The 18,459-nt window shown below is 57.6% G+C and carries 22 protein-coding genes; 10 read left to right on the top strand and 12 right to left on the bottom strand.

Annotated elements, in window-relative coordinates; all coding sequences use genetic code 11:
• Window positions 1–7: 7 nt before the first annotated feature.
• The 9 genes from rplS to WNY39_RS15705 form a co-directional block, all read right to left on the bottom strand.
• Window positions 8–391, bottom strand: a complete 384-nt coding sequence (gene rplS / locus WNY39_RS15665; RefSeq protein WP_093917553.1) for a 50S ribosomal protein L19 — start codon at window positions 389–391, stop codon at window positions 8–10.
• 236 nt (window positions 392–627) lie between these two features.
• A complete protein-coding gene (locus WNY39_RS15670) occupies window positions 628–1,587 on the bottom strand; it encodes a phosphoribosylaminoimidazolesuccinocarboxamide synthase (RefSeq protein WP_342847013.1) in 960 nt (319 codons plus the stop codon).
• On the bottom strand, window positions 1,584–2,423 hold the full coding sequence (gene trmD, locus WNY39_RS15675) for a tRNA (guanosine(37)-N1)-methyltransferase TrmD (protein WP_342847015.1): 840 nt from the start codon (window positions 2,421–2,423) through the stop codon (window positions 1,584–1,586). Before trmD ends, WNY39_RS15670 begins: the two co-directional genes overlap by 4 nt.
• A 78-nt stretch (window positions 2,424–2,501) precedes the next feature.
• Window positions 2,502–3,023, bottom strand: coding sequence for a ribosome maturation factor RimM (gene rimM / locus WNY39_RS15680; RefSeq protein WP_342847017.1), 522 nt, complete (start codon window positions 3,021–3,023; stop codon window positions 2,502–2,504).
• A gap of 301 nt (window positions 3,024–3,324) precedes the next feature.
• Window positions 3,325–3,726 carry a 30S ribosomal protein S16 gene (gene rpsP, locus WNY39_RS15685; RefSeq protein ID WP_341233752.1) on the bottom strand — a complete coding sequence of 134 codons (402 nt, stop codon included), beginning with the start codon at window positions 3,724–3,726 and terminating at the stop codon, window positions 3,325–3,327.
• 43 nt (window positions 3,727–3,769) lie between these two features.
• The gene (locus tag WNY39_RS15690) at window positions 3,770–4,066 is read right to left on the bottom strand and encodes a chorismate mutase (protein WP_341233753.1); all 297 of its coding nucleotides are present in this window, start codon (window positions 4,064–4,066) and stop codon (window positions 3,770–3,772) included.
• Window positions 4,066–4,398, bottom strand: coding sequence for an NIPSNAP family protein (locus WNY39_RS15695; RefSeq protein WP_342847020.1), 333 nt, complete (start codon window positions 4,396–4,398; stop codon window positions 4,066–4,068). Before WNY39_RS15695 ends, WNY39_RS15690 begins: the two co-directional genes overlap by 1 nt.
• A complete protein-coding gene (gene ffh, locus WNY39_RS15700; protein ID WP_342847022.1) occupies window positions 4,395–5,906 on the bottom strand; it encodes a signal recognition particle protein in 1,512 nt (503 codons plus the stop codon). The genes WNY39_RS15695 and ffh overlap by 4 nt, the downstream gene beginning before the upstream one ends.
• Before the next feature lie 204 nt (window positions 5,907–6,110).
• Window positions 6,111–6,689, bottom strand: a complete 579-nt coding sequence (locus WNY39_RS15705; RefSeq protein WP_341233756.1) for an NAD(P)H-dependent oxidoreductase — start codon at window positions 6,687–6,689, stop codon at window positions 6,111–6,113.
• Window positions 6,690–6,818: 129 nt separating this feature from the next.
• Between WNY39_RS15705 and WNY39_RS15710 the strand changes: the two genes are divergently transcribed.
• Together WNY39_RS15710 and WNY39_RS15715 are read left to right on the top strand one after the other, a co-directional pair.
• A complete protein-coding gene (locus WNY39_RS15710) occupies window positions 6,819–7,703 on the top strand; it encodes a LysR family transcriptional regulator (RefSeq protein ID WP_342847025.1) in 885 nt (294 codons plus the stop codon).
• Window positions 7,693–8,586 carry a DMT family transporter gene (locus WNY39_RS15715; RefSeq protein ID WP_342847027.1) on the top strand — a complete coding sequence of 298 codons (894 nt, stop codon included), beginning with the start codon at window positions 7,693–7,695 and terminating at the stop codon, window positions 8,584–8,586. The genes WNY39_RS15710 and WNY39_RS15715 overlap by 11 nt, the downstream gene beginning before the upstream one ends.
• A gap of 214 nt (window positions 8,587–8,800) precedes the next feature.
• Here WNY39_RS15715 and WNY39_RS15720 read toward each other — a convergent pair whose 3' ends face one another.
• The gene (locus WNY39_RS15720) at window positions 8,801–9,157 is read right to left on the bottom strand and encodes a metalloregulator ArsR/SmtB family transcription factor (protein WP_342847029.1); all 357 of its coding nucleotides are present in this window, start codon (window positions 9,155–9,157) and stop codon (window positions 8,801–8,803) included.
• A 254-nt stretch (window positions 9,158–9,411) separates the two neighbouring features.
• On the opposite strand from WNY39_RS15720, the gene WNY39_RS15725 reads away from it, so the two are divergent.
• From WNY39_RS15725 to WNY39_RS15745, 5 genes are all read left to right on the top strand, one after another.
• Window positions 9,412–9,741, top strand: coding sequence for an AtpZ/AtpI family protein (locus tag WNY39_RS15725; RefSeq protein WP_342847031.1), 330 nt, complete (start codon window positions 9,412–9,414; stop codon window positions 9,739–9,741).
• A gap of 1 nt (window position 9,742) precedes the next feature.
• The gene (locus WNY39_RS15730) at window positions 9,743–10,501 is read left to right on the top strand and encodes a F0F1 ATP synthase subunit A (protein ID WP_342847033.1); all 759 of its coding nucleotides are present in this window, start codon (window positions 9,743–9,745) and stop codon (window positions 10,499–10,501) included.
• Window positions 10,502–10,568: 67 nt separating this feature from the next.
• Window positions 10,569–10,805 (top strand): F0F1 ATP synthase subunit C, encoded by a 237-nt coding sequence (locus tag WNY39_RS15735; RefSeq protein ID WP_008227326.1) that lies wholly within the window; start codon window positions 10,569–10,571, stop codon window positions 10,803–10,805.
• Window positions 10,806–10,891: 86 nt separating this feature from the next.
• Window positions 10,892–11,443 carry a F0F1 ATP synthase subunit B' gene (locus WNY39_RS15740; RefSeq protein ID WP_341233761.1) on the top strand — a complete coding sequence of 184 codons (552 nt, stop codon included), beginning with the start codon at window positions 10,892–10,894 and terminating at the stop codon, window positions 11,441–11,443.
• 3 nt (window positions 11,444–11,446) lie between these two features.
• Window positions 11,447–12,007, top strand: coding sequence for a F0F1 ATP synthase subunit B (locus WNY39_RS15745; RefSeq protein WP_341233762.1), 561 nt, complete (start codon window positions 11,447–11,449; stop codon window positions 12,005–12,007).
• 72 nt (window positions 12,008–12,079) lie between these two features.
• On the opposite strand, the gene WNY39_RS15750 is transcribed toward WNY39_RS15745, so the two are convergent.
• A complete protein-coding gene (locus tag WNY39_RS15750) occupies window positions 12,080–12,850 on the bottom strand; it encodes an FCD domain-containing protein (RefSeq protein WP_342847036.1) in 771 nt (256 codons plus the stop codon).
• Window positions 12,851–12,956: 106 nt separating this feature from the next.
• On the opposite strand from WNY39_RS15750, the gene WNY39_RS15755 reads away from it, so the two are divergent.
• Both WNY39_RS15755 and smc read left to right on the top strand, forming a co-directional pair.
• Window positions 12,957–13,364 (top strand): hypothetical protein, encoded by a 408-nt coding sequence (locus WNY39_RS15755; RefSeq protein ID WP_342847038.1) that lies wholly within the window; start codon window positions 12,957–12,959, stop codon window positions 13,362–13,364.
• A 117-nt stretch (window positions 13,365–13,481) separates the two neighbouring features.
• On the top strand, window positions 13,482–16,937 hold the full coding sequence (gene smc / locus WNY39_RS15760; RefSeq protein ID WP_342847040.1) for a chromosome segregation protein SMC: 3,456 nt from the start codon (window positions 13,482–13,484) through the stop codon (window positions 16,935–16,937).
• 21 nt (window positions 16,938–16,958) lie between these two features.
• On the opposite strand, the gene WNY39_RS15765 is transcribed toward smc, so the two are convergent.
• On the bottom strand, window positions 16,959–17,933 hold the full coding sequence (locus WNY39_RS15765; RefSeq protein ID WP_342847043.1) for a glutathione S-transferase family protein: 975 nt from the start codon (window positions 17,931–17,933) through the stop codon (window positions 16,959–16,961).
• A gap of 166 nt (window positions 17,934–18,099) precedes the next feature.
• Between WNY39_RS15765 and WNY39_RS15770 the strand changes: the two genes are divergently transcribed.
• A complete protein-coding gene (locus tag WNY39_RS15770; RefSeq protein WP_342847045.1) occupies window positions 18,100–18,459 on the top strand; it encodes a hypothetical protein in 360 nt (119 codons plus the stop codon).

Below are 18,459 nucleotides of genomic sequence, written 5' to 3' on the forward strand. Positions count from 1 at the left end.
GCTCTCCTTACGCGTTCGCGCCAGATTTTGGCTTGTAATGGGCGTTCTCGACAATCCGTGCCGATTTGCCGCGACGGCTGCGCAGGTAATACAGCTTGGCGCGACGAACGCGGCCACGACGGACAACCGTGATGCTTTCGATGTTGGTCGAGTGCAGCGGGAATACGCGCTCTACGCCTTCACCAAAGGAAATCTTGCGCACGGTGAACGAACCGGCAATGCCGTGGCCGTTGTTGCGTGCAATGCAGACGCCTTCGTAGTTTTGAACGCGGGTACGTGTACCTTCGGTCACTTTAAAGCCCACGCGGATGGTGTCTCCGGCGCGGAAATCTGGGATTTCTTTACCCAGTTCGGCGATTTGTTCCGCCTCGATCTGTGCAATCAGGTTCATCTGATCGTCTCCTATGAATGCTCGCGGTTAGTCCACGAAGTTTTGCGCGATCCCATAGCTTCGGTCTGTCTGGCGGGCCTGCCGTAGCACCCCATCGAAGGTAGCATCATCTTTGCTTTGGATTTCTGCGGATGCAGAAAAGGCTGGAGCCGCAAAAGCGATTCCAGACGTAGGCGTCGTATAGGTCGGATAGCCCCTTGGATCAAGAGGGTATCACCGCCTAAATGCGTCGGCCTTTAGGTGGTGAAATAGGGGGCCAAATTGCTGCGCACGCGGTCCAGCACGGTGTCGCCATCCATGTTGGGCACGAACGTCTGGCCGGTGATGGCCTCGTAGGCGTCGATATAGACCTGCGAGGTCGCGGCAATCAGGTCGGCGGGGATTTCGGGGATATCATCCTTGTAAGGATCGCAGCGCGCATCGACCCAAGATCGGATCACATCCTTGTCAAAGGACGGGGGGCGGGTGCCGTTTTCCAGAGCCGCCTGATAGCCATCGGCGAGCCAAAAGCGTGAGCTGTCAGGCGTGTGGATTTCATCGGCCAGCAGGATATTTCCATCTGCATCGGTGCCGAATTCATACTTGGTATCGACCAAGATCAGCCCGTTCTTGGCCGCCATTTCCTGACCACGGGCGAACAGCCGCAGGGCGATGTCACTGATCTGGTCCCATTGTGCTTGGGTGAGCAGGCCCTGTTCTACGATTTCGGCCTCAGTCAGCGGCGCGTCATGACCACCATCGAATTCTTTGGACGTGGGCGTGATGATCGCGTGAGGCAGCGCCTCGTTATCGCGCAGCCCGTCGGGGAAGGTATGGCCGTACATCTGCCGCGCGCCCTTTTTGTACAGCGTCAGAACGGATGTACCGGTGGAGCCTGCCAGATACCCGCGAACAACAATCTCTACGGGCAGGATGGTCAGTCGTTTGCCGATCACCACATTGGGGTCGGGGTATTCCAGCACGTGGTTGGGGCAGATATCGTTGGTGTGGTCAAACCAGAACCGCGCCGTTTGGGTCAGCACCTGACCCTTGAACGGAATCGCCGTCAAAATACGGTCAAAGGCGGAGATCCGGTCGGATGAGATCAAGATGCGGCGGTCATCGGGCAGGTCATAGCAATCACGCACTTTGCCGAAATACGGGTTTGGCAGTTCGTCAATGCGGGCATGGTCAAGGGTGCGGCTGAGGTCGGTCATGATTTGCCCTTTGGTTTTGGGGAATATTTTGCCCACATATCAGGGCGGCGCTGTTCTGTCAGCCGTTCGCCTTGGGCCAACCGCCATTTCGCGATTTCGCCGTGGTTGCCCGACATCAGAACAGATGGAATTTCGCGGCCCATCCATTCGGCGGGGCGGGTGTATTGCGGATGTTCGAGCAGGCCGGAGGAATGGCTTTCCTCGACCGTGCTTTCGGCGTTGCCCAGCACACCGGGCAGCAGGCGCACGGTGGCGTCAATCATCGCCTGCGCGGCAAGTTCGCCGCCGGTCATGACAAAATCACCCAAGGAGACTTCGGTAATGCCGTAGTGTTCGATCACGCGCTCATCGACGCCCTCAAACCGGCCACACAGCATGGTGACGCCCGAACATTTGGCCAGATCGGCGGCCATCGCCTGATCAAAGCGGCGTCCGCGCGGCGACATGTACAGGATCGGCCAACGTCCGGCAGCACCCGACATGGCCTTTTCGATGGCGGGGCCAACCACGTCGGCGCGCATGACCATACCCGCACCACCGCCTGCGGGGGTGTCGTCGACATTGCGGTGTTTGCCAATGCCATAGTCGCGTAGATCGTGGGTGCGCAGTTGCCACTTGCCCTCTTGCAGGGCGCGGCCTGTCAGGCTGGCCCCCAGCACGCCGGGGAAAAGTTCGGGGAAAAGCGTCACAATCTCGGCCCGCCAAACGCCTGCGTAGTCGGGGGTGTCTTGCATCAATTCACGTGGCTTCAGCGTCGGACGTACCGATTGGCGACCATGCGAACGGGGCTTTGCGGGCCCGTCAGGGGCATTTGTCTTGGTTGGCGGTGTTGTCATGTCACATTGGCCTTTTCCAGCACGGCTTTTGCAGGGCCGCGCGGGGTCCGGAACACCGTCCCATTTTGCAGGCGGGGCTTAATCAGCCTTGGCATCGGGCAGTATCCCGTCGGGGGGATCGGCAATGATCCGGCCCGTGGCCATATCAACCGTGGGGACCGCCGCTTTGGTAAACGGCAGGAACACGGTGGCCGAGGTGCCAGCAAGCTGCGTTTCCAGCAGATCATCCGCGCCGTGGTTTTGAACGGTCTTGACCTTGCCGATCAATGTGCCGCCGGTATCAAACACCTGCAACCCGATCAGATCTGCGTGATAGAACTCATCATCGGGCAGAGAGGGCAGCTGATCCCGCCGGGCAAAAAGCACCGTGCCGCGCAGGGCGTCCGCTTCCTCTTTCGAGGTCACATCAGTGATGCGGGCGACAAAGCCGTTCTTGATCGGGCGGACCAGTGCGATTGCAAAGCTGCGCTTGCCGTCTTCCGACGTCAGCGGGCTATAGTTTTCGATGTCTTCGGGAACCGCGCAATAGCTTTTGATGCGCAATTCGCCGCGCACGCCATATGATCCCGCAATCGCGCCTACGGATACTTTGTCGTTCATTGCAATAACTCCGAATTCACACAGATTGTGCCGGTCCACTGACCTTCACCAGCCTTACATTCGCTTTTCATCAACGTACGTTCAAACCAGATGCCAATGGCAATACCTAAACCAAGAATAACGATGAGACGCAGCAATCGGAACATGATCGGCTTTCGGGTCGGGGACGACGTCAGGGCGCGGTCGGTGTCAGAGTGATGAGAAAGTACATCGGACAGCCTGCATTGGCAAAGCGAGGCCGGCTGTCGAATATACCTAAAGCTTCCCGGCGCAGCAAAGACCGCGCCGGGGAACCGTTTGATTATTCTGCTGCGGCTTCTTCTGCTGCAGGCTCTTCCGCTGGTGCTGCTGCGGCTTCTGCTGCTGCGGCGGCCTTGGCGGCTTTTTCTTCAACGCGCTCTTGGGCTTTCTTGCCCGGTGTACCCTTCTTGGGATTGCTGCGCTCTGTCTTTGGGGTCACGCCAGCGGCTTCGAGCATACGTGCAACACGGTCTGTTGGCTGTGCGCCTTTGCTCATCCAGTATTGAACGCGCTCGACGTCCATTTTCACGCGCTCTTCGCTGTCTTTTGCCAGCAGAGGATTATATGTGCCCAGCTTTTCAATAAAGCGGCCATCGCGTGGCATGCGGCTGTCTGCAGCAACGATACGGTAGAACGGGCGCTTTTTGGAACCGCCACGGGCGAGACGAATTTTCATGGACATGATGTATTTCCTTTAGGTTTAGGTGTGGTGGGTTTCACCCACCCTACGACTGGTGTTGTTTGTGGTGCTGAATGACTTCAGCGATGATGAAGTTCAGAAACTTCTTGGCGAATTCGGGATCGAGGTCAGCCTCTTTCGCCAAATCTTCGAGACGTGCGATCTGACCGGCTTCGCGGTTGGGATCGGACGGGGGAAGGTCGTGTTCAGCTTTGAGTTTCCCCACAGCTTGAGTGTGTTTGAACCGCTCGCCCAGCGTGTAGACAAGGATGGCGTCGAGGCGGTCGATGCTCGCGCGGTGTTCTTTAAGAACCTCGGCGGCCAATTTAACACTATTGGTCATTATAGCCCCAATTCATCTACGGTCGCGCCGTCGAACATCGGCTTGGTGAACGAACGGTCATAGCGACGGATGCATTTGGTGCGTTTGGCGTGTTCATAGGCGCGCAGGCATTCATGGTCGGCCCACATCTTGTCGCGATACGCCTCGTAATCGGCGAGCGATGGAAAGGAAAAGTGGCAATAGGCGATGTCGTTGGGCCCCTCATGCGGCATGTGATAGCCGTGATGGATGCCACCCAGCTTCACCACAAGGTGCAGCCACGCTTTTGCATAGATTTCGAATTCCGGCAATTTGTCGGGATCGATTTCATATCTGACGGTGCAACTGATCATTTTTTCTTCCCAAAGCCTGACAGGCCGCCGGGCAGGCCCATGCCGCCGCCCATACCACCCATGCCGGGCAGTTTGCCGCCCATTTGTTTGGCCGCCGCTTCAAGCGCTTTGGGGTCCATGCCTTGGGCCATCGCGGCTGGGTCCATGCCGCCTTTGCCGCCGCCCATCATGCCCTTCATGGCTTGTTTGAGCATGCCGCCTTTGCCCATTTTGCCCATCTTTTTCATCATATCGCTCATCTGGCGCTGCATCTTCATCAGCTTGTTCAGCTCGGACACTTCGAGGCCGGCACCTTTGGCGATACGTTTTTTGCGGCTGGCTTGCAGCAGCGCGGGGTTTGCGCGCTCTTTCTTGGTCATGGATTGGATCAAGGCGATCTGGCGTTTGAGCACTTTGTCGTCAAAGCCCGCTTCTTCGACCTGTTTGGCCATTTTACCCATGCCGGGCATCATACCCATCATGCCTTGCATGCCGCCCATCTTGAGCATCTGTTCAAGCTGCATTTTCAGGTCGTTCATATTGAACTGACCCTTGGCCATGCGGCGCATCATCTTTTCGGCTTGTTCGGCCTCGATGGTTTCTTGGGCTTTTTCAACAAGGGCGACGATGTCACCCATGCCAAGGATACGGCCCGCGATGCGTTCTGGTTCAAACGTCTCGAGCGCGTCCATCTTTTCGCCAAGGCCGACGAATTTGATCGGCTTGCCGGTGACGGCGCGCATGGACAGGGCCGCACCGCCGCGACCGTCGCCGTCCATGCGGGTCAGGACCACGCCGGAAATACCGATGCGGTCGTTAAAGTTTTCAGCCGTTTGCACGGCGTCTTGGCCTGTTAGGCCATCGACTACCAGCAGGGTCTCGCGCGGATTGGACACGTCACGAACGGCTTCGACCTGTTGCATCAACTCTTCGTCGATGGACAGGCGACCCGCAGTGTCGAGCATATAGACGTCATAGCCGCCCATGGCTGCTTGGGTCTTGGCGCGTTTGGCGATCTGGACGGGGTTTTCGCCTTTGACGATAGGCAGGGTATCAACGCCGATTTGCACGCCGAGGATCGCCAGCTGTTCCATCGCCGCAGGGCGGTTAACGTCAAGCGATGCCATCAGCACGCGTTTGCCGTCGCGGTCTTTCAGACGTTTGGCCAGCTTTGCGGTGGTTGTGGTTTTACCGGAGCCTTGCAGGCCGACCATCAGGATCGGGGCAGGGGCGTTGTCGATTTTCAGGGAGCCGGGCTCGCCTTCGCCGCGCAGTACATCAATCAGGGTGTCGTGGACGATCTTGACGACCTGTTGACCCGGGGTGATCGATTTGGTGACCGCTTGGCCGGTGGCTTTGTCTTGGACGGCTTTTACGAAATCACGGGCAACGGGCAGGGATACGTCAGCCTCAAGCAGGGCGACGCGGACTTCGCGTAGGGCGGTTTTGACGTCTTCTTCGGACAGCGCACCTTGTTTGGTGAGGCGGTCAAAGACGCCGGAAAGGCGTTCGGATAGATTCTCAAACATGGGCCATGGCCCCCTTCGGTCGGTTGCGGATGATCCCAATTTAGGAACGCCGCGTTAAATACACAAATGCCCCCACGGGCGTAACACGCTGGTGGGGGGCGATCTCTGGCCGCGCCAAAGACCGGAAGGCATAGTGCTTCCGGGATTTGTGGATCGTTTAAGTGAGGGGCGGGTTTGAGTCAACCCGCCCGTCGTGCCCGGTGATCAGGCGGCCAATGCGTCAATAGCGTCGTTGGCGCGCGCCATCGTGCCTTCGGGGTCTTTGGCCAGCGCATCTGCCGAAACGATGGTGACGTCTGTCATGCCCATAAAGCCAAGAACGGTTTTCAGGTAGCTGGTATTGAAATCCGCGGGGGATCCAGCTGGAACGCCGCCCGATGCCATGGCGATGATCACGCGTTTGCCTTTGACCAGACCTTCGGGGCCGGTTTCGGTATAGCGGAAAGTCACGCCGGTGCGGGCGATCAGATCGATCCAAGCCTTGAGGGATGCAGGCACGCTAAAGTTATAGAGCGGCGCGCCGATGACGATGGTATCTGCGGCCATCAGTTCGGCCACCAGTTTATCGGATTCGATCAAGGCCTCGGCTTGCTCGGGGGAGCGGGTCTCGGCCGGGGTGGCGCGGGCGACGGCCCATGTTCCGGTGATTTGCGGCAGCGGTTCCAGTGCAAGGTCGCGCACGGTTACATCTGTATCGCCCAGCGTGGCGATGATGCGGTCGGTCATGGCGCGGGTTACGGAATCGGTGGTGTTGGCAGAGGAGTCAACGCGTAGAATAGACATGGGAGATGTCCCTTATTTTGAGTTTCTGTTCCCTGATCTAGATGCGCCTTGCACGGGCGGACGCAACTTGCGAAAACCGCGTAGGATCTGTTCGATTTTGCACATATCTCCGTTTGAAAGGGTGCCGCAGTGGATAATTGGGATGAGATAAAGACAGCTTATCAAGTCGCGCGCATGGGCACTGTGAGCGGCGCTGCCGAAGTTTTGGGCGTGCATCATGCCACCGTAATCCGCCATATTGATGCGTTAGAGGCGCGCCTGTCCGTCAAGCTGTTCCAGCGTCATGCCCGTGGCTACAAGGCGACCGAGGCGGGGGAGGACCTGTTGCGCGTGGCGCAGGCGACGAACGATCAGTTCAGCCAGTTGGCCAACCGCATTAAGGGGCGCGGAGAGAGCGTATCAGGCGAGTTGGTTGTGACGTCTTTGTTAGGCATTGCCGATTGGGTCACCCCATTGCTGGTCGAATTCCAAAAGCAGAACCCGGAAATTTCCATCCGTTTCCTGACCGGCGAACGCTTGTTCCGGCTCGAATACGGCGAGGCGCATGTGGCGATCCGCGCCGGTAAAGTGCCAGAGCAGCCGGACAATGTCGTGCAACCCTTTAAACCGCTTAGGGTCGGGCTGTTTGCACATCGCAGTTATATCGAGGCGTTTGGGATGCCGTCGGGTGTCGAGGATTACGCGAACCACCGTTTTGTCGTTCACGACGATATGGAAATCCGCGCGCCGTTCTTTAAGTGGATGCAATCCGTGGTGCCGAAAAGCGCGATGGCCTTTCGCTGTCTGGATTCAAATGCGCTGACAACGGCCATTCGCAGCGGTGCTGGTATCGGGTTTGTCGGATACGAGGAAGGTTTGGATGATCCCGATCTGATCGAGGTTCATCCGCAGTTGCCTGAATGGGATTCAGCGCTTTGGCTTGTTACCCATGTCGATCTGCACCGAACGCCGAAGGTTCAGGCGCTGCTGAAATTTCTGAAAGACAGCGCGAAGGGACAATCTGGTGCGGCCTGATATTCAGGGGCATCTGGCAATGCTCACGTTCTCGGCTTTGGTGGCGGGGTCATTTTCGTTGGGGTCGATGTCGGCGAACATGATATCGCCTGCGGCGTTGAATGCGGCGAGGTTCGTTATTGCGGGGGCTGTGATTGCAGTTGCGGTTGCCGCAACAACGGGGATCACCCGTGAAGCTGCCCGCGCGCCGTGGCGCTACGTGATATTGGGCGGGCTTTTCGCCGTCTATTTTGTGCTGATGTTCGAGGGGTTGAAAACTGCGCAGCCCGTTGGTGCTGCGGCGGTTTTCACGCTGACACCTGTTATCGCTGCGGGTTTTGGCTGGCTGTTGCTGCGGCAGATAACAACGCTGCGAATGGCCTTGGCGCTGGCGATTGGTGCGGTTGGGGCGCTGTGGGTGATTTTCCGGGCTGACTTTGCCGCCCTGCAACGGTTTGAGGTCGGGCGCGGTGAAGCGGTGTATTTTATCGGCTGTGTCAGCCACGCGCTTTATACGCCGATGGTGCGCAAGCTGAACAGGGGCGAGCCTGCGGTAGTGTTCACGCTGGGCACGCTTATTGGCGGGGGCGTGCTGATCTTTATCTATGGGTGGCGCGATGTGTTGGGCACGGACTGGTTGGCGCTGCCGCCTATCGTCTGGATCACCATCCTTTATGTCTCGGTGGCGGCATCCTCTGCCACTTTTGTTTTGCTGCAATTTGCGTCGCTGCGGCTGCCCTCGGCCAAGGTGATGGCCTATACCTATCTGACGCCAAGCTGGGTGATCTTGTGGGAGATCGCATTGGGCAATGGTGCCCCGTCACCGCTGGTGCTGGGCGGCGTTTCACTGACCATTCTGGCGCTGTATCTGCTGCTAAGAAATGATCAGGCCCCGGTAACCTAGATAAATAATTAATTAATTTTGGAACCAACCGTCGCGGTACCGCGTTTTGATCACGGAAAGTTCATAAAGGAATCGTTACATGCGTAGCATTATTTATCTTATCGGTCTGGTCGTAGTTGTTCTTGCCATCTTGCGCTTTGCGTTCGGCATTATCTAACTACATCAAGCATGGCTCTTTCGTGTTATTACCTCGTCATGGAAGAGCCAGCAAAACCTACTCCGACTCGATAGCTTCAGCGTTTGACGATTCCGCTTTAATCTCCGCTGCCAGAAACTTCTCAAAATCATCCAAATTTACAGGGTCAAACTGACCAAACCCTTGCATCCACACCGATGGCGACTGCAAGGCAGAGGGTTCAAGTTTGCACCACTTAAGTCGCCCGCGCTTTTCTTGCGCGATCAGGCCGGCCCGTTCCAACACGCCCAGATGCTTTGAAATCGCGGCAAGGGACATATCGAACGGCTCTGCAACGTCCGTGACGGCCATGTCATCCTCTAGCAACATCGCCAGAATGGCCCGACGGGTCGGGTCAGCAAGGGCTGCAAATATGGCGTCTAACTGGGCGGACATGGTGCTACTTTATGGTCGGTTATTGGGCGTGGATCAGATTTCAGATATCCATAGCGGATCGGACCCTCAACCAAAAGGTTGAATAACAATCGGGCGCAATTTCGGGCGGCATTGCCCCCGTGACGGGGCTTTTCGGTTGGTTTTGAATTCACAAAATGTAGCAAAATCAATCGGATATCCGAATATTCAATCCTGTTGACTCGGCTGGGCAGTAAAAGTAGCTAAGCACCAACACATCCACGGGGATTTTTGGCGTGACCGATCCGGACCAACAGCAGCGACTAAAGCAGCTTGAGGCCAAGATTGCAGCGGCTAAAAAAGCGCAAACACCAAAGCCCCGCGTGGATGAGCATTATTCTCAGGCATCGCTTGCCTGGCGGATGGTGATTGAACTTTGCGCCGGTCTTGGGATCGGTTTTGGCATCGGATATGCGTTGGACTGGTTCTTTGGAACACTCCCGATATTCATGGTGCTGTTTGTAATGCTGGGCCTTGCGGCTGGGGTGAAGACGATGCTCCGCTCTGCGCAAGAAATCCAGGAAAAGAAGATGGCCGAAACGGTCGAAGAAGATAAAGGGCCCTGACATGGCGGCAGAAGCACACGGCGAAGAAGCGGGCGGCTTGGTTTTCCACCCGATGGATCAGTTCATCGTTAAGCCGTTCTTTGGCGATGGCGCTGTTTCTTGGTACACGATCACCAATGCAACTGTCTGGATGGCACTGGCCGTTCTTGCAGTGTTTACCTTGCTGGTTCTGGGCACGTCCAAGCGGTCGGTTATCCCAACGCGGATGCAGTCGGTGGGCGAGCTTGCTTATGGCTTTATTTACAAGATGGTCGAAGACATCTGCGGCAAAGACGGGGTCAAGTATTTCCCCTACATCATGACATTGTTCATGTTCATCGTCTTTTCGAACTTCCTTGGCCTGCTGCCAATGGCGTTCACGCCAACGTCGCACATCGCTGTCACCGCGATCATGGCGTTTGCAGTATTCTTTGCCGTTACCATTTTGGGTTTCGTCAAAAACGGCGCTTCTTTCTTGGGCCTTTTCTGGGTGTCCAGCGCGCCACTTGCGCTGCGTCCCATTCTGGCACTGATTGAAGTCATCTCGTATTTCGTGCGCCCCGTCAGTCACTCCATTCGTTTGGCGGGTAACATGATGGCCGGTCACGCCGTGATTAAGGTTTTCGCAGGCTTCGCCGCGATTGCAGCCATCGCGCCTTTGTCCATCGTCGCGATCACCGCGATGTACGGCCTCGAAATCCTGGTGTCCTTTATCCAGGCCTACGTGTTCACCATTCTGACGTGTGTCTATCTGAAAGACGCGCTTCATCCGCATCACTAACAACGGGCGTGGGTCATTCTGACCTGCCCCACTTCATCACCTCAATTCCATCGTAAGGAGAATTCTCATGGAAGGCGATATCGTACAAATGGGCGCATACATTGGCGCGGGTCTAGCATGCATGGGCATGGGCGGCGCGGCAGTCGGTGTGGGCAACGTTGCAGGCAACTACCTTGCCGGCGCACTGCGCAACCCTTCGGCAGCTGCTGGTCAGACTGCAACACTGTTCATCGGCATCGCGTTTGCAGAAGCCCTGGGGATCTTCTCGTTCCTCGTTGCTCTGCTGTTGATGTTCGCCGTTTAAGCGTCAGACTGACACTTCCTTACGCTTCGGGCAGCGCGTTACGGCGCGCTGCCCAAGGGATTTGAACGTTTTGACAGGAGGCCACAATGGCAACTGAACCAATTGATATGGAAGTCGCTGGCATGTGTGTCAACGAATTCGGCGGTGCCATTGGCATGCCCCAACTTTGCGGCGAATGGTTCGGCAACCAGATCTTCTGGCTGGTCGTGGCGCTGGTTGCGATTTACTTCATTCTGTCCCGCATCGCTTTGCCGCGCATTGGATCGGTTTTGGCTGAACGCCAAGGCACAATCACCAATGACATCGCTGCTGCCGAAGACCTGAAGGTCAAAGCAACAGAGGCAGAAGCCGCATATGACAAAGCACTGATCGATGCCCGCGCCGAGGCCCACCGCATCGTTGCAGCTGCAAAAGCAGATATTCAAGCCGATCTGAACAAGGCCATTGCGCAAGCAGACGCCGAGATCGCCGAGAAAGCTGCAGAATCCGAAAAAGCCATCACTGAAATTCGCGCAACCGCGCTGCAAAATGTCGAAGAGGTGGCGAAAGACACCGCTCAGGCGATTGTGGCTGCTTTGGGTGGTTCCGCTGATGCGAAAACTGTTACCGCGGCTGTCGAAGCCCGGATGAAAGGATAAGCCATGCGTTTGACTTTCTCAGCTTTGATTGCAGGCTTGGTGGCATCACCAGCCTTTGCAGCGGGCGACGTTTTCTTTTCGCTGAAAAACACAGATTTCATCGTGTTGCTCGCGTTCATCTTGTTCATCGGTGTTTTGTTCTATTTCAAAGTACCTTCGCTGTTGTCGGGCATGCTCGACAAGCGCGCGGACGGGATCAAATCGGAACTGGACGAAGCCCGTGCCCTGCGTGAAGAAGCGCAGACACTGTTGGCCAGTTACGAGCGCAAGCAGCAAGAAGTCAAAGATCAAGCCGACCGGATTGTGACAGCTGCAAAAGCCGAAGCAACCGAAGCTGCGGATCAAGCCCGTGCCGATCTGGAGAAATCCATCGAACGTCGTTTGGCCGCCGCCGAAGAACAAATCGGTTCGGCGCAGGCCGCTGCTGTTAAAGAAGTACGCGACCAAGCGATTGTGATCGCTGTTGCCGCTGCAAAGGACGTTATCGCCAAGAAGATGACTGCCGCAGAAGGCAATGCCCTGATCGCAAGCGCAATCGCGGATGTAGATTCCAAGCTGCACTAAGCTTACCAATCTTAACGAAAGGCCTCGGATATTCTCCGGGGCCTTTTGCGTTTTTGGGTTGTCTTCTAAAGGTCAGTCTTGCTGCGTCTCATGCTGCAATCGTTGATGCGCAACAATTTCGTTACGCTCTGCCCGTTGCTGATCGCGCAGTGCGTTTTCGACATAGTTCAGATGTGCCTCAACCGCCGCGCGCGCAGCATCTGGATCGCGGCACTGTAGGGCGTCGTTGATGGCGCGGTGCTGATCCAGCAGGGCAGATCGGGTGGTCCGTTGTTTGAACATCACTTGGCGGTTATAGAACACGCCGCCTTGCAGCAGATCATACATCGACCGCATCATATGAAGCATCACCACGTTATGGCTTGCCTCGATAATGGCCATGTGGAACTGCGCATCAAGCTGTGCTTCGTCCTCTGGCGCGCGGGTGTTTTGTGCTGCTTCCATCTTGCGGAATGTAGCGTCGACAACCTTGAGGTCCGTTTCTGACGCCAAACGTGCTGCGCGCTCTGCGGCAAGCCCCTCCATATCGCGGCGGAAAGACAGATAGTCGAACACCGCCTCGTCGTGGCGGGCAAAAAGTTCGATCAGCGGCGGGGAAAAGGCACCCCCAAGCACGTCGGCAACATAGACGCCGGCACCCGGTTTGGCCGTCAGCAGCCCCGATTTTTCAAGCCGTGCAATCGCGTCGCGCAAGGATGGGCGCGAGACGTCAAGCCGCTTGGCCAATTCGCGCTCGGCCGGCAGGCGTTCGCCGGGGCGAAGGATGCCGCGCAGGATCAGTTGTTCGACCTGCCGAACGACCGCTTGCGATAGCTTTTCGGACGATACAGGTTGGAATGGCATGAAAAGACCCCTTGAATTGGTCAAATTATATGACCAACGCGGCGTGCCGACAATATCTTTGTCTGGGTTTCATCGGCTGTTAATCACGGTGTCCTAACGATTGGGCATGAAAAATCTATGCTTACTTGTTTTCACCCTTCTCAGCTTATCCGCCTGTAACTCGGCTGGGCCGCATTTCAGGGGGCTGCCAGCGACCAGGGTCGAAGTTGATGGATCCACATTTGATGTGCGGGTGCGCGGTGATCTGGCCGAAGCGATGCGTATCAACCCTGAATATGCGCCCCGTTTTGGCCCGATCAGGGACCGTGCGGCTTTTGCGATGTCTGCGGTCAGCGGCTGCGACGTGACGGATGTCTTGGGCGATCAGGCGTTGGCGACGGGTGTTCTGGTCTGCGGCGTATCAGCAACGCCCCGCACGGTACGGCCGCCAATCAAGTGCCGTTTGACAGCACGTAAATCGGCAAAAATGCACGATCCGCCGCATCGCAGCCTTTTGTGCAAAACAGGGGCATAGCTCAATATCTTGTGGATAAGCGGCACCTCGCCTCTTTCCCTAGCGTCTTTCGATTGACAGGACGCGATGCATCACGCCTAGTTGTATGCATCTTGGGAATCAGACCAGTGAGGGCAATTGCGGTTTTCCAAACTCAGACTTACGGGGTTCAAAAGCTTTGTTGATCCAACTGACCTGATCATCGCGGATGGTCTGACAGGTGTGGTCGGCCCCAATGGCTGTGGGAAATCCAACCTGCTCGAGGCGTTGCGTTGGGTGATGGGGGAAAACCGCCCCACCGCCATGCGCGGCGGCGGTATGGAAGATGTCATTTTCGCCGGTGCTTCGACCCGCCCGGCGCGTAATTTTGCCGAAGTCGCCCTGCATATCGATAACACTGAACGGTTGGCACCGGCTGGGTTCAATGATGCGGATCAGATCGAAATTATCCGCCGCATCACGCGTGACGTCGGCAGCGCCTACAAGGCGGCAGGCAAGGACGTGCGCGCTCGCGATGTTCAAATGCTGTTTGCCGATGCCTCGACGGGTGCGCATTCGCCTGCGTTGGTCCGGCAAGGGCAGATTTCCGAACTGATCAACGCCAAGCCAAAGAACCGTCGCCGTATCTTGGAAGAGGCGGCGGGTATATCGGGGCTATATGCGCGACGTCACGAGGCCGAGCTAAAACTGAATGCTGCCGAGGCGAACCTTGGCCGTGTTGATGATGTGATTGAGCAGCTTGCGGCGCAATTGGCGCAGCTTGCACGGCAAGCCCGACAGGCCGCACGTTACCGCGAGATTGGTAATGATCTGCGCAAATCCGAAGGGATGCTTTTGTATCGGCGCTGGCGCGAAGCAGATGATGCGCGTGCGGCAGCTGCGGATGAACTGCGCACCCGCGTGACCGAGGCGGCGCAAGCCGAAGGCGCGGTGCGTCAAGCTGCCAAAGCGCGCCAGATCGCTGAAGACGCGCTTCCGCCGTTGCGCGAAGAGGATGCGATTGCCGCAGCCGTCGTTCAGCGGCTTGGGGTGCAGCGCGATACGCTTGCCGATCAAGAGGCCCGCGCGCAGGAGACCATCGACGCATTGACCAACCGGATCGCGCAACTAACCCGCGATATCGAACGCGAAGCAGGGCTGAATCGCGACGCGGGTGAGACAATCGAACGGCTTGAGTGGGAAGCGAAAGAGCTTGAGAAAGCCGGAACAGGTCACGGTGCCGCCTTGGAAGCCGCCGCTGAAACTGCCCGCGAGGCCGCATCGGTTTTGCAGACCCATGAAGCATCGCTATCGCAAATGACCGAGGATGTTGCCCGCCTTGCCGCACGGCACGGATCGGCGGAACGTCTGCTGGGCGACAGCCGCAAAACACTGGCCAAGTCAGAGAGCGAGGCCGAAAAGGCACGTGACGCAGTGGCGCAAAGTAAGGCTGCCTTGGTGAAAGCTGCGGCTGATTTCGATGCAGCCACCACAGCCGAGGCCGCCGCCGCGCAGCAGGCGGTGGATGCTGAAACGGCACTCAATGAGGCGGAAGAGGTCCGTGCGCTGACCCAAAGCCGCGAGGCCGAAGCACGCGCGGAGCGGTCGGAAGCGGAAGGCGAGATGAACGCCCTGCGCGCCGAAGCCGGTGCGCTGGCCAAGCTGGTGGAACGCGATACTGCTGAAGGCGGCCAAATTCTGGACCGCTTGCAGGTCGAGCACGGCTTTGAAAAAGCGCTTGGTGCTGCATTGGCGGACGATCTGCGTGCGCCTCAGGTCGACGAAGACGGCCCGTCGGGCTGGGCTGTATTGCCCGCCTATGAGGTGGTGCAGCCTTTGCCCGACGGGGTAACCGCGCTGACGGCGCATGTGTCCTTGCCCGATGTTCTGGCCCGCAGGATGAGCCAGATCGGCCTTGTCGAGGCGGATGAGGGGCCACGGCTTCAGGCGGCGTTGCGGCCCGGGCAGCGGTTGGTGTCGCCCGAGGGGGATCTGTGGCGGTGGGACGGTTTTCGGGCCTGGGCTGAGGATGCACCATCGGCGGCCGCGCTTCGATTGCAGCAGATTAACCGGTTGGAAGTGTTGAAGCAGTCGCTGGAGCAGGCCAGCCAACGAGCAGATGGTGCCCGCGATGCGCATGAAGCGCTGCAACAAACGTTGATCGCGCAGACCCAAGCGGACAAACTGGCGCGCGATGCCCGCCGCGATGCAGACCGAGCAGTTGCGGATGCAGGCCGCGCGCTAAGCCGGGCCGAGGCGGATCGCAACCTTGCGGAAGGGCGGTTGGAGAGCCTTGGGCTAGCGGTGTCGCGCCACGAGGAAGAAGCCATGGCGGCGCGTCAATCCGTGACCGAGGCCGAGCGCGCCCTGGCCGAGCTTGATGATGTGGCTGAGGCCCGCGAAGGGGTTGAAACCTTGCGCATGACGGTGGAAGGCGCACGTATTGCGATGATGTCGCGCCGGTCTGCCCATGACGAGCTGCGCCGCGAGGGCGATGCCCGGCTAAAGCGTGCGCAAGAAGTGACCAAGGAATTAAGCGGCTGGCGTCACCGTTTGGACACGGCTGAAAAACGCAGTGCCGAGTTGGTGGATCGGAAAATCGCATCCGAGGCGGAACTGAAGGACGCGAGCGCCGCACCGGCCGAGATCGCTGCCAAGCGGGATGAGCTAACCCAAGCGATCACCACTGCAGATGCCCGCAAGGCAGAGGCGGCGGATCGTTTGTCGGTGGCCGAGGGCGCATTGCGCGAGGCGACCGTGGCCGAGCGGGATGCAGAACGGCTGGCATCGGAGGCGCGCGAAGCACGTGCCCGGTCTGAGGCGCGCGCGGATGCGGCGAAAGAGACGGTTGCCTATGCCGCAGAGCGCATCGCCGAAGATCAGCAGGTGACGCCAAACCAGTTGCTGGCATCGCTGGATGTGGACCCTGACAAAATGCCAACCTCTGAGGTGCTAGAGGCTGATGTGAACCGCCTGAAACGCCAACGGGAAGCGTTGGGCGCGGTGAACCTGCGTGCCGAAGAGGACGCCCGAGAGGTTCAGGAAGAGCACGACAATCTGGCCACGGAGAAAGAAGACCTGACCGAGGCGATTAAGACCCTGCGCAGCGGTATATCCAGCCTGAACCGCGAGGGGCGCGAACGGCTTTTGACGGCGTTCGAGCAGGTAAATAGCAACTTTACGATGCTGTTTAGGCACCTGTTCAATGGTGGTGAGGCGAATTTGGTCATGGTTGAATCCGACGACCCGCTGGAAGCCGGGCTAGAGATTATGTGCCAGCCGCCGGGCAAAAAGCTGAGCACGCTGAGCCTGCTATCCGGGGGCGAGCAAACCCTGACCGCGATGGCGTTGATCTTTGCTGTATTCTTGGCCAACCCGGCACCGATCTGCGTGCTGGACGAGGTCGACGCGCCGTTGGACGACGCTAACGTGACGCGGTTCTGCGATCTGTTGGACGAAATGTGCCGCCAGACGAATACGCGGTTTTTGATCATTACGCACCACGCCGTCACCATGGCGCGGATGGACCGTCTGTTTGGCGTCACCATGGCCGAACAGGGTGTCAGCCAACTGGTGTCGGTTGATCTGAAAAAAGCTGAAACGCTCGTCGCCTAACGAACCACATGCAGCTCTGCGTTAACCCCGCCCGTGCGGCTCGTTGAAATCAATATTCGGGTTAATCGGAATGATCCGGGTCGGGTTTATCGTCTCGTGACTATAGTGATAATGGCGCACGATATGATCCATTTTCACCGTCTCGGCCACACCCTGCATCTGATACAGCTCGCGCGTATAGGCCCAGAGGTTCGGGTAATCGATGATACGTCTGCGATTGCACTTGAAATGTAGGTGATAAACATTGTCGAAGCGGACCAATGTTGTGAACAGACGCCAGTCAGCTTCCGTCAGGGTGTCGCCCACAAGGTATCTATTGTTGGCCAAAATCCCCTCTATCCAGTCGAGGCTGTCAAAGAGGGGGCGCACCGCATCATCGTAGGCGGTTTGGGTCGTGGCGAACCCGCATCTATAGACGCCATTATTGACGGTGTCATAGACGCGGCTGTTGATGGTTTCGATGTTGTCGCGCAGGTGTTCGGGCCAGTAATCGGCGGTGTTGCCGGTGATCTCGTTGAACGCGCTGTTGAACATCCGGATGATTTCGGAGGATTCGTTCGAAACGATCGTTTCGTTCACTTTGTCCCATAAGATCGGCACGGTCACGCGGCCGCTGAATTTAGGATCTGCGCGGGTATAGATGTCGCGGGCATATGGGTAGTCAAACAGCGTATCGCCCGTGGCACCGGGGAAATCTGTTGCGAATGTCCAACCGTCGCCCAGCATGTCGGGGTGAACGGCCGAGAGCGATATGTGATCTTCGAGACCTTTGAGGGTCCGGAATATCAATGCACGATGGGCCCATGGGCAGGCGTAGCTGACGTATAAATGATAGCGACCGCTTTCGGCCTTGAACCCGCCATCGCCGCTGGGTCCGGCGCTGCCATCAGCCGTCACCCAATTGCGAAATTTCGCAGCAGAGCGTTCGAATTTCCCGCCGGAGGATTTCGTGTCGTACCATTGGTCTTTCCAGACGCCATCCACCAAAAGACCCATTGATCACTCCTTTACCTAATCGAACTAAGCTAGCGTTTTGTAGGAGTATGGCCACAGGTATGCGCGCACATCGGCATCTGCAAAGATGCACCAGTGTGAACTTTTTCAAAGCACCGGTTGATTTCGCGCAGCTTCACGTCATCTTGGTTAATAATGGGGGTGTGACATGGAAATTTCTCTGCCAAAGGATATCCAAGCGGGATTGGATGCGGCGCGCGTTGAAAGTTTGCGCAAAGCGTCCAAGCTGCGGATTGACGTGAATGGAACGCAGTACCCGGTGCTGCGCTTTTGGAAGACCGGTTTTGCAATGGACATTGAAATCGCGCCAAAGCTGCGTGGCCTTGTCGACATGTATGACGGATCAATCCATCTATTTCAGTGCCTCATCGTCGCCGCCGAGGAAGAAGGCGGCGAGATGCAGTTTGAATTCAAACGCGCAACCAAAGTGGCTCAAAAACCGGCGCTTGATTTTGTGCGGGCAGTTGATGCGCCCGTGGCGTTGATCGCCATGGACACACCAACCTAG

This window comes from Sulfitobacter sp. AS59, from assembly GCF_038899995.1.
Classification (GTDB): domain Bacteria; phylum Pseudomonadota; class Alphaproteobacteria; order Rhodobacterales; family Rhodobacteraceae; genus Sulfitobacter.

Bases quoted from the DNA above. Each gene is read 5' to 3' on its own strand.
- WNY39_RS15695 (WP_342847020.1), bottom strand. From the start codon at position 4,398: ATGATCAGTTGCACCGTCAGATATGAAATCGATCCCGACAAATTGCCG.
- rplS (WP_093917553.1), bottom strand. From the start codon at position 391: ATGAACCTGATTGCACAGATCGAGGCGGAACAAATCGCCGAACTGGGT.
- trmD (WP_342847015.1), bottom strand. From the start codon at position 2,423: ATGACAACACCGCCAACCAAGACAAATGCCCCTGACGGGCCCGCAAAG.
- WNY39_RS15765 (WP_342847043.1), bottom strand. From the start codon at position 17,933: ATGGGTCTTTTGGTGGATGGCGTCTGGAAAGACCAATGGTACGACACG.
- rpsP (WP_341233752.1), bottom strand. From the start codon at position 3,726: ATGTCCATGAAAATTCGTCTCGCCCGTGGCGGTTCCAAAAAGCGCCCG.
- rimM (WP_342847017.1), bottom strand. From the start codon at position 3,023: ATGAACGACAAAGTATCCGTAGGCGCGATTGCGGGATCATATGGCGTG.
- WNY39_RS15720 (WP_342847029.1), bottom strand. From the start codon at position 9,157: ATGTCCGCCCAGTTAGACGCCATATTTGCAGCCCTTGCTGACCCGACC.
- WNY39_RS15745 (WP_341233762.1), top strand. From the start codon at position 11,447: ATGCGTTTGACTTTCTCAGCTTTGATTGCAGGCTTGGTGGCATCACCA.
- WNY39_RS15670 (WP_342847013.1), bottom strand. From the start codon at position 1,587: ATGACCGACCTCAGCCGCACCCTTGACCATGCCCGCATTGACGAACTG.
- WNY39_RS15770 (WP_342847045.1), top strand. From the start codon at position 18,100: ATGGAAATTTCTCTGCCAAAGGATATCCAAGCGGGATTGGATGCGGCG.
- WNY39_RS15750 (WP_342847036.1), bottom strand. From the start codon at position 12,850: ATGCCATTCCAACCTGTATCGTCCGAAAAGCTATCGCAAGCGGTCGTT.
- WNY39_RS15730 (WP_342847033.1), top strand. From the start codon at position 9,743: ATGGCGGCAGAAGCACACGGCGAAGAAGCGGGCGGCTTGGTTTTCCAC.
- WNY39_RS15755 (WP_342847038.1), top strand. From the start codon at position 12,957: ATGAAAAATCTATGCTTACTTGTTTTCACCCTTCTCAGCTTATCCGCC.
- WNY39_RS15705 (WP_341233756.1), bottom strand. From the start codon at position 6,689: ATGTCTATTCTACGCGTTGACTCCTCTGCCAACACCACCGATTCCGTA.
- ffh (WP_342847022.1), bottom strand. From the start codon at position 5,906: ATGTTTGAGAATCTATCCGAACGCCTTTCCGGCGTCTTTGACCGCCTC.
- WNY39_RS15735 (WP_008227326.1), top strand. From the start codon at position 10,569: ATGGAAGGCGATATCGTACAAATGGGCGCATACATTGGCGCGGGTCTA.
- WNY39_RS15690 (WP_341233753.1), bottom strand. From the start codon at position 4,066: ATGACCAATAGTGTTAAATTGGCCGCCGAGGTTCTTAAAGAACACCGC.
- WNY39_RS15740 (WP_341233761.1), top strand. From the start codon at position 10,892: ATGGCAACTGAACCAATTGATATGGAAGTCGCTGGCATGTGTGTCAAC.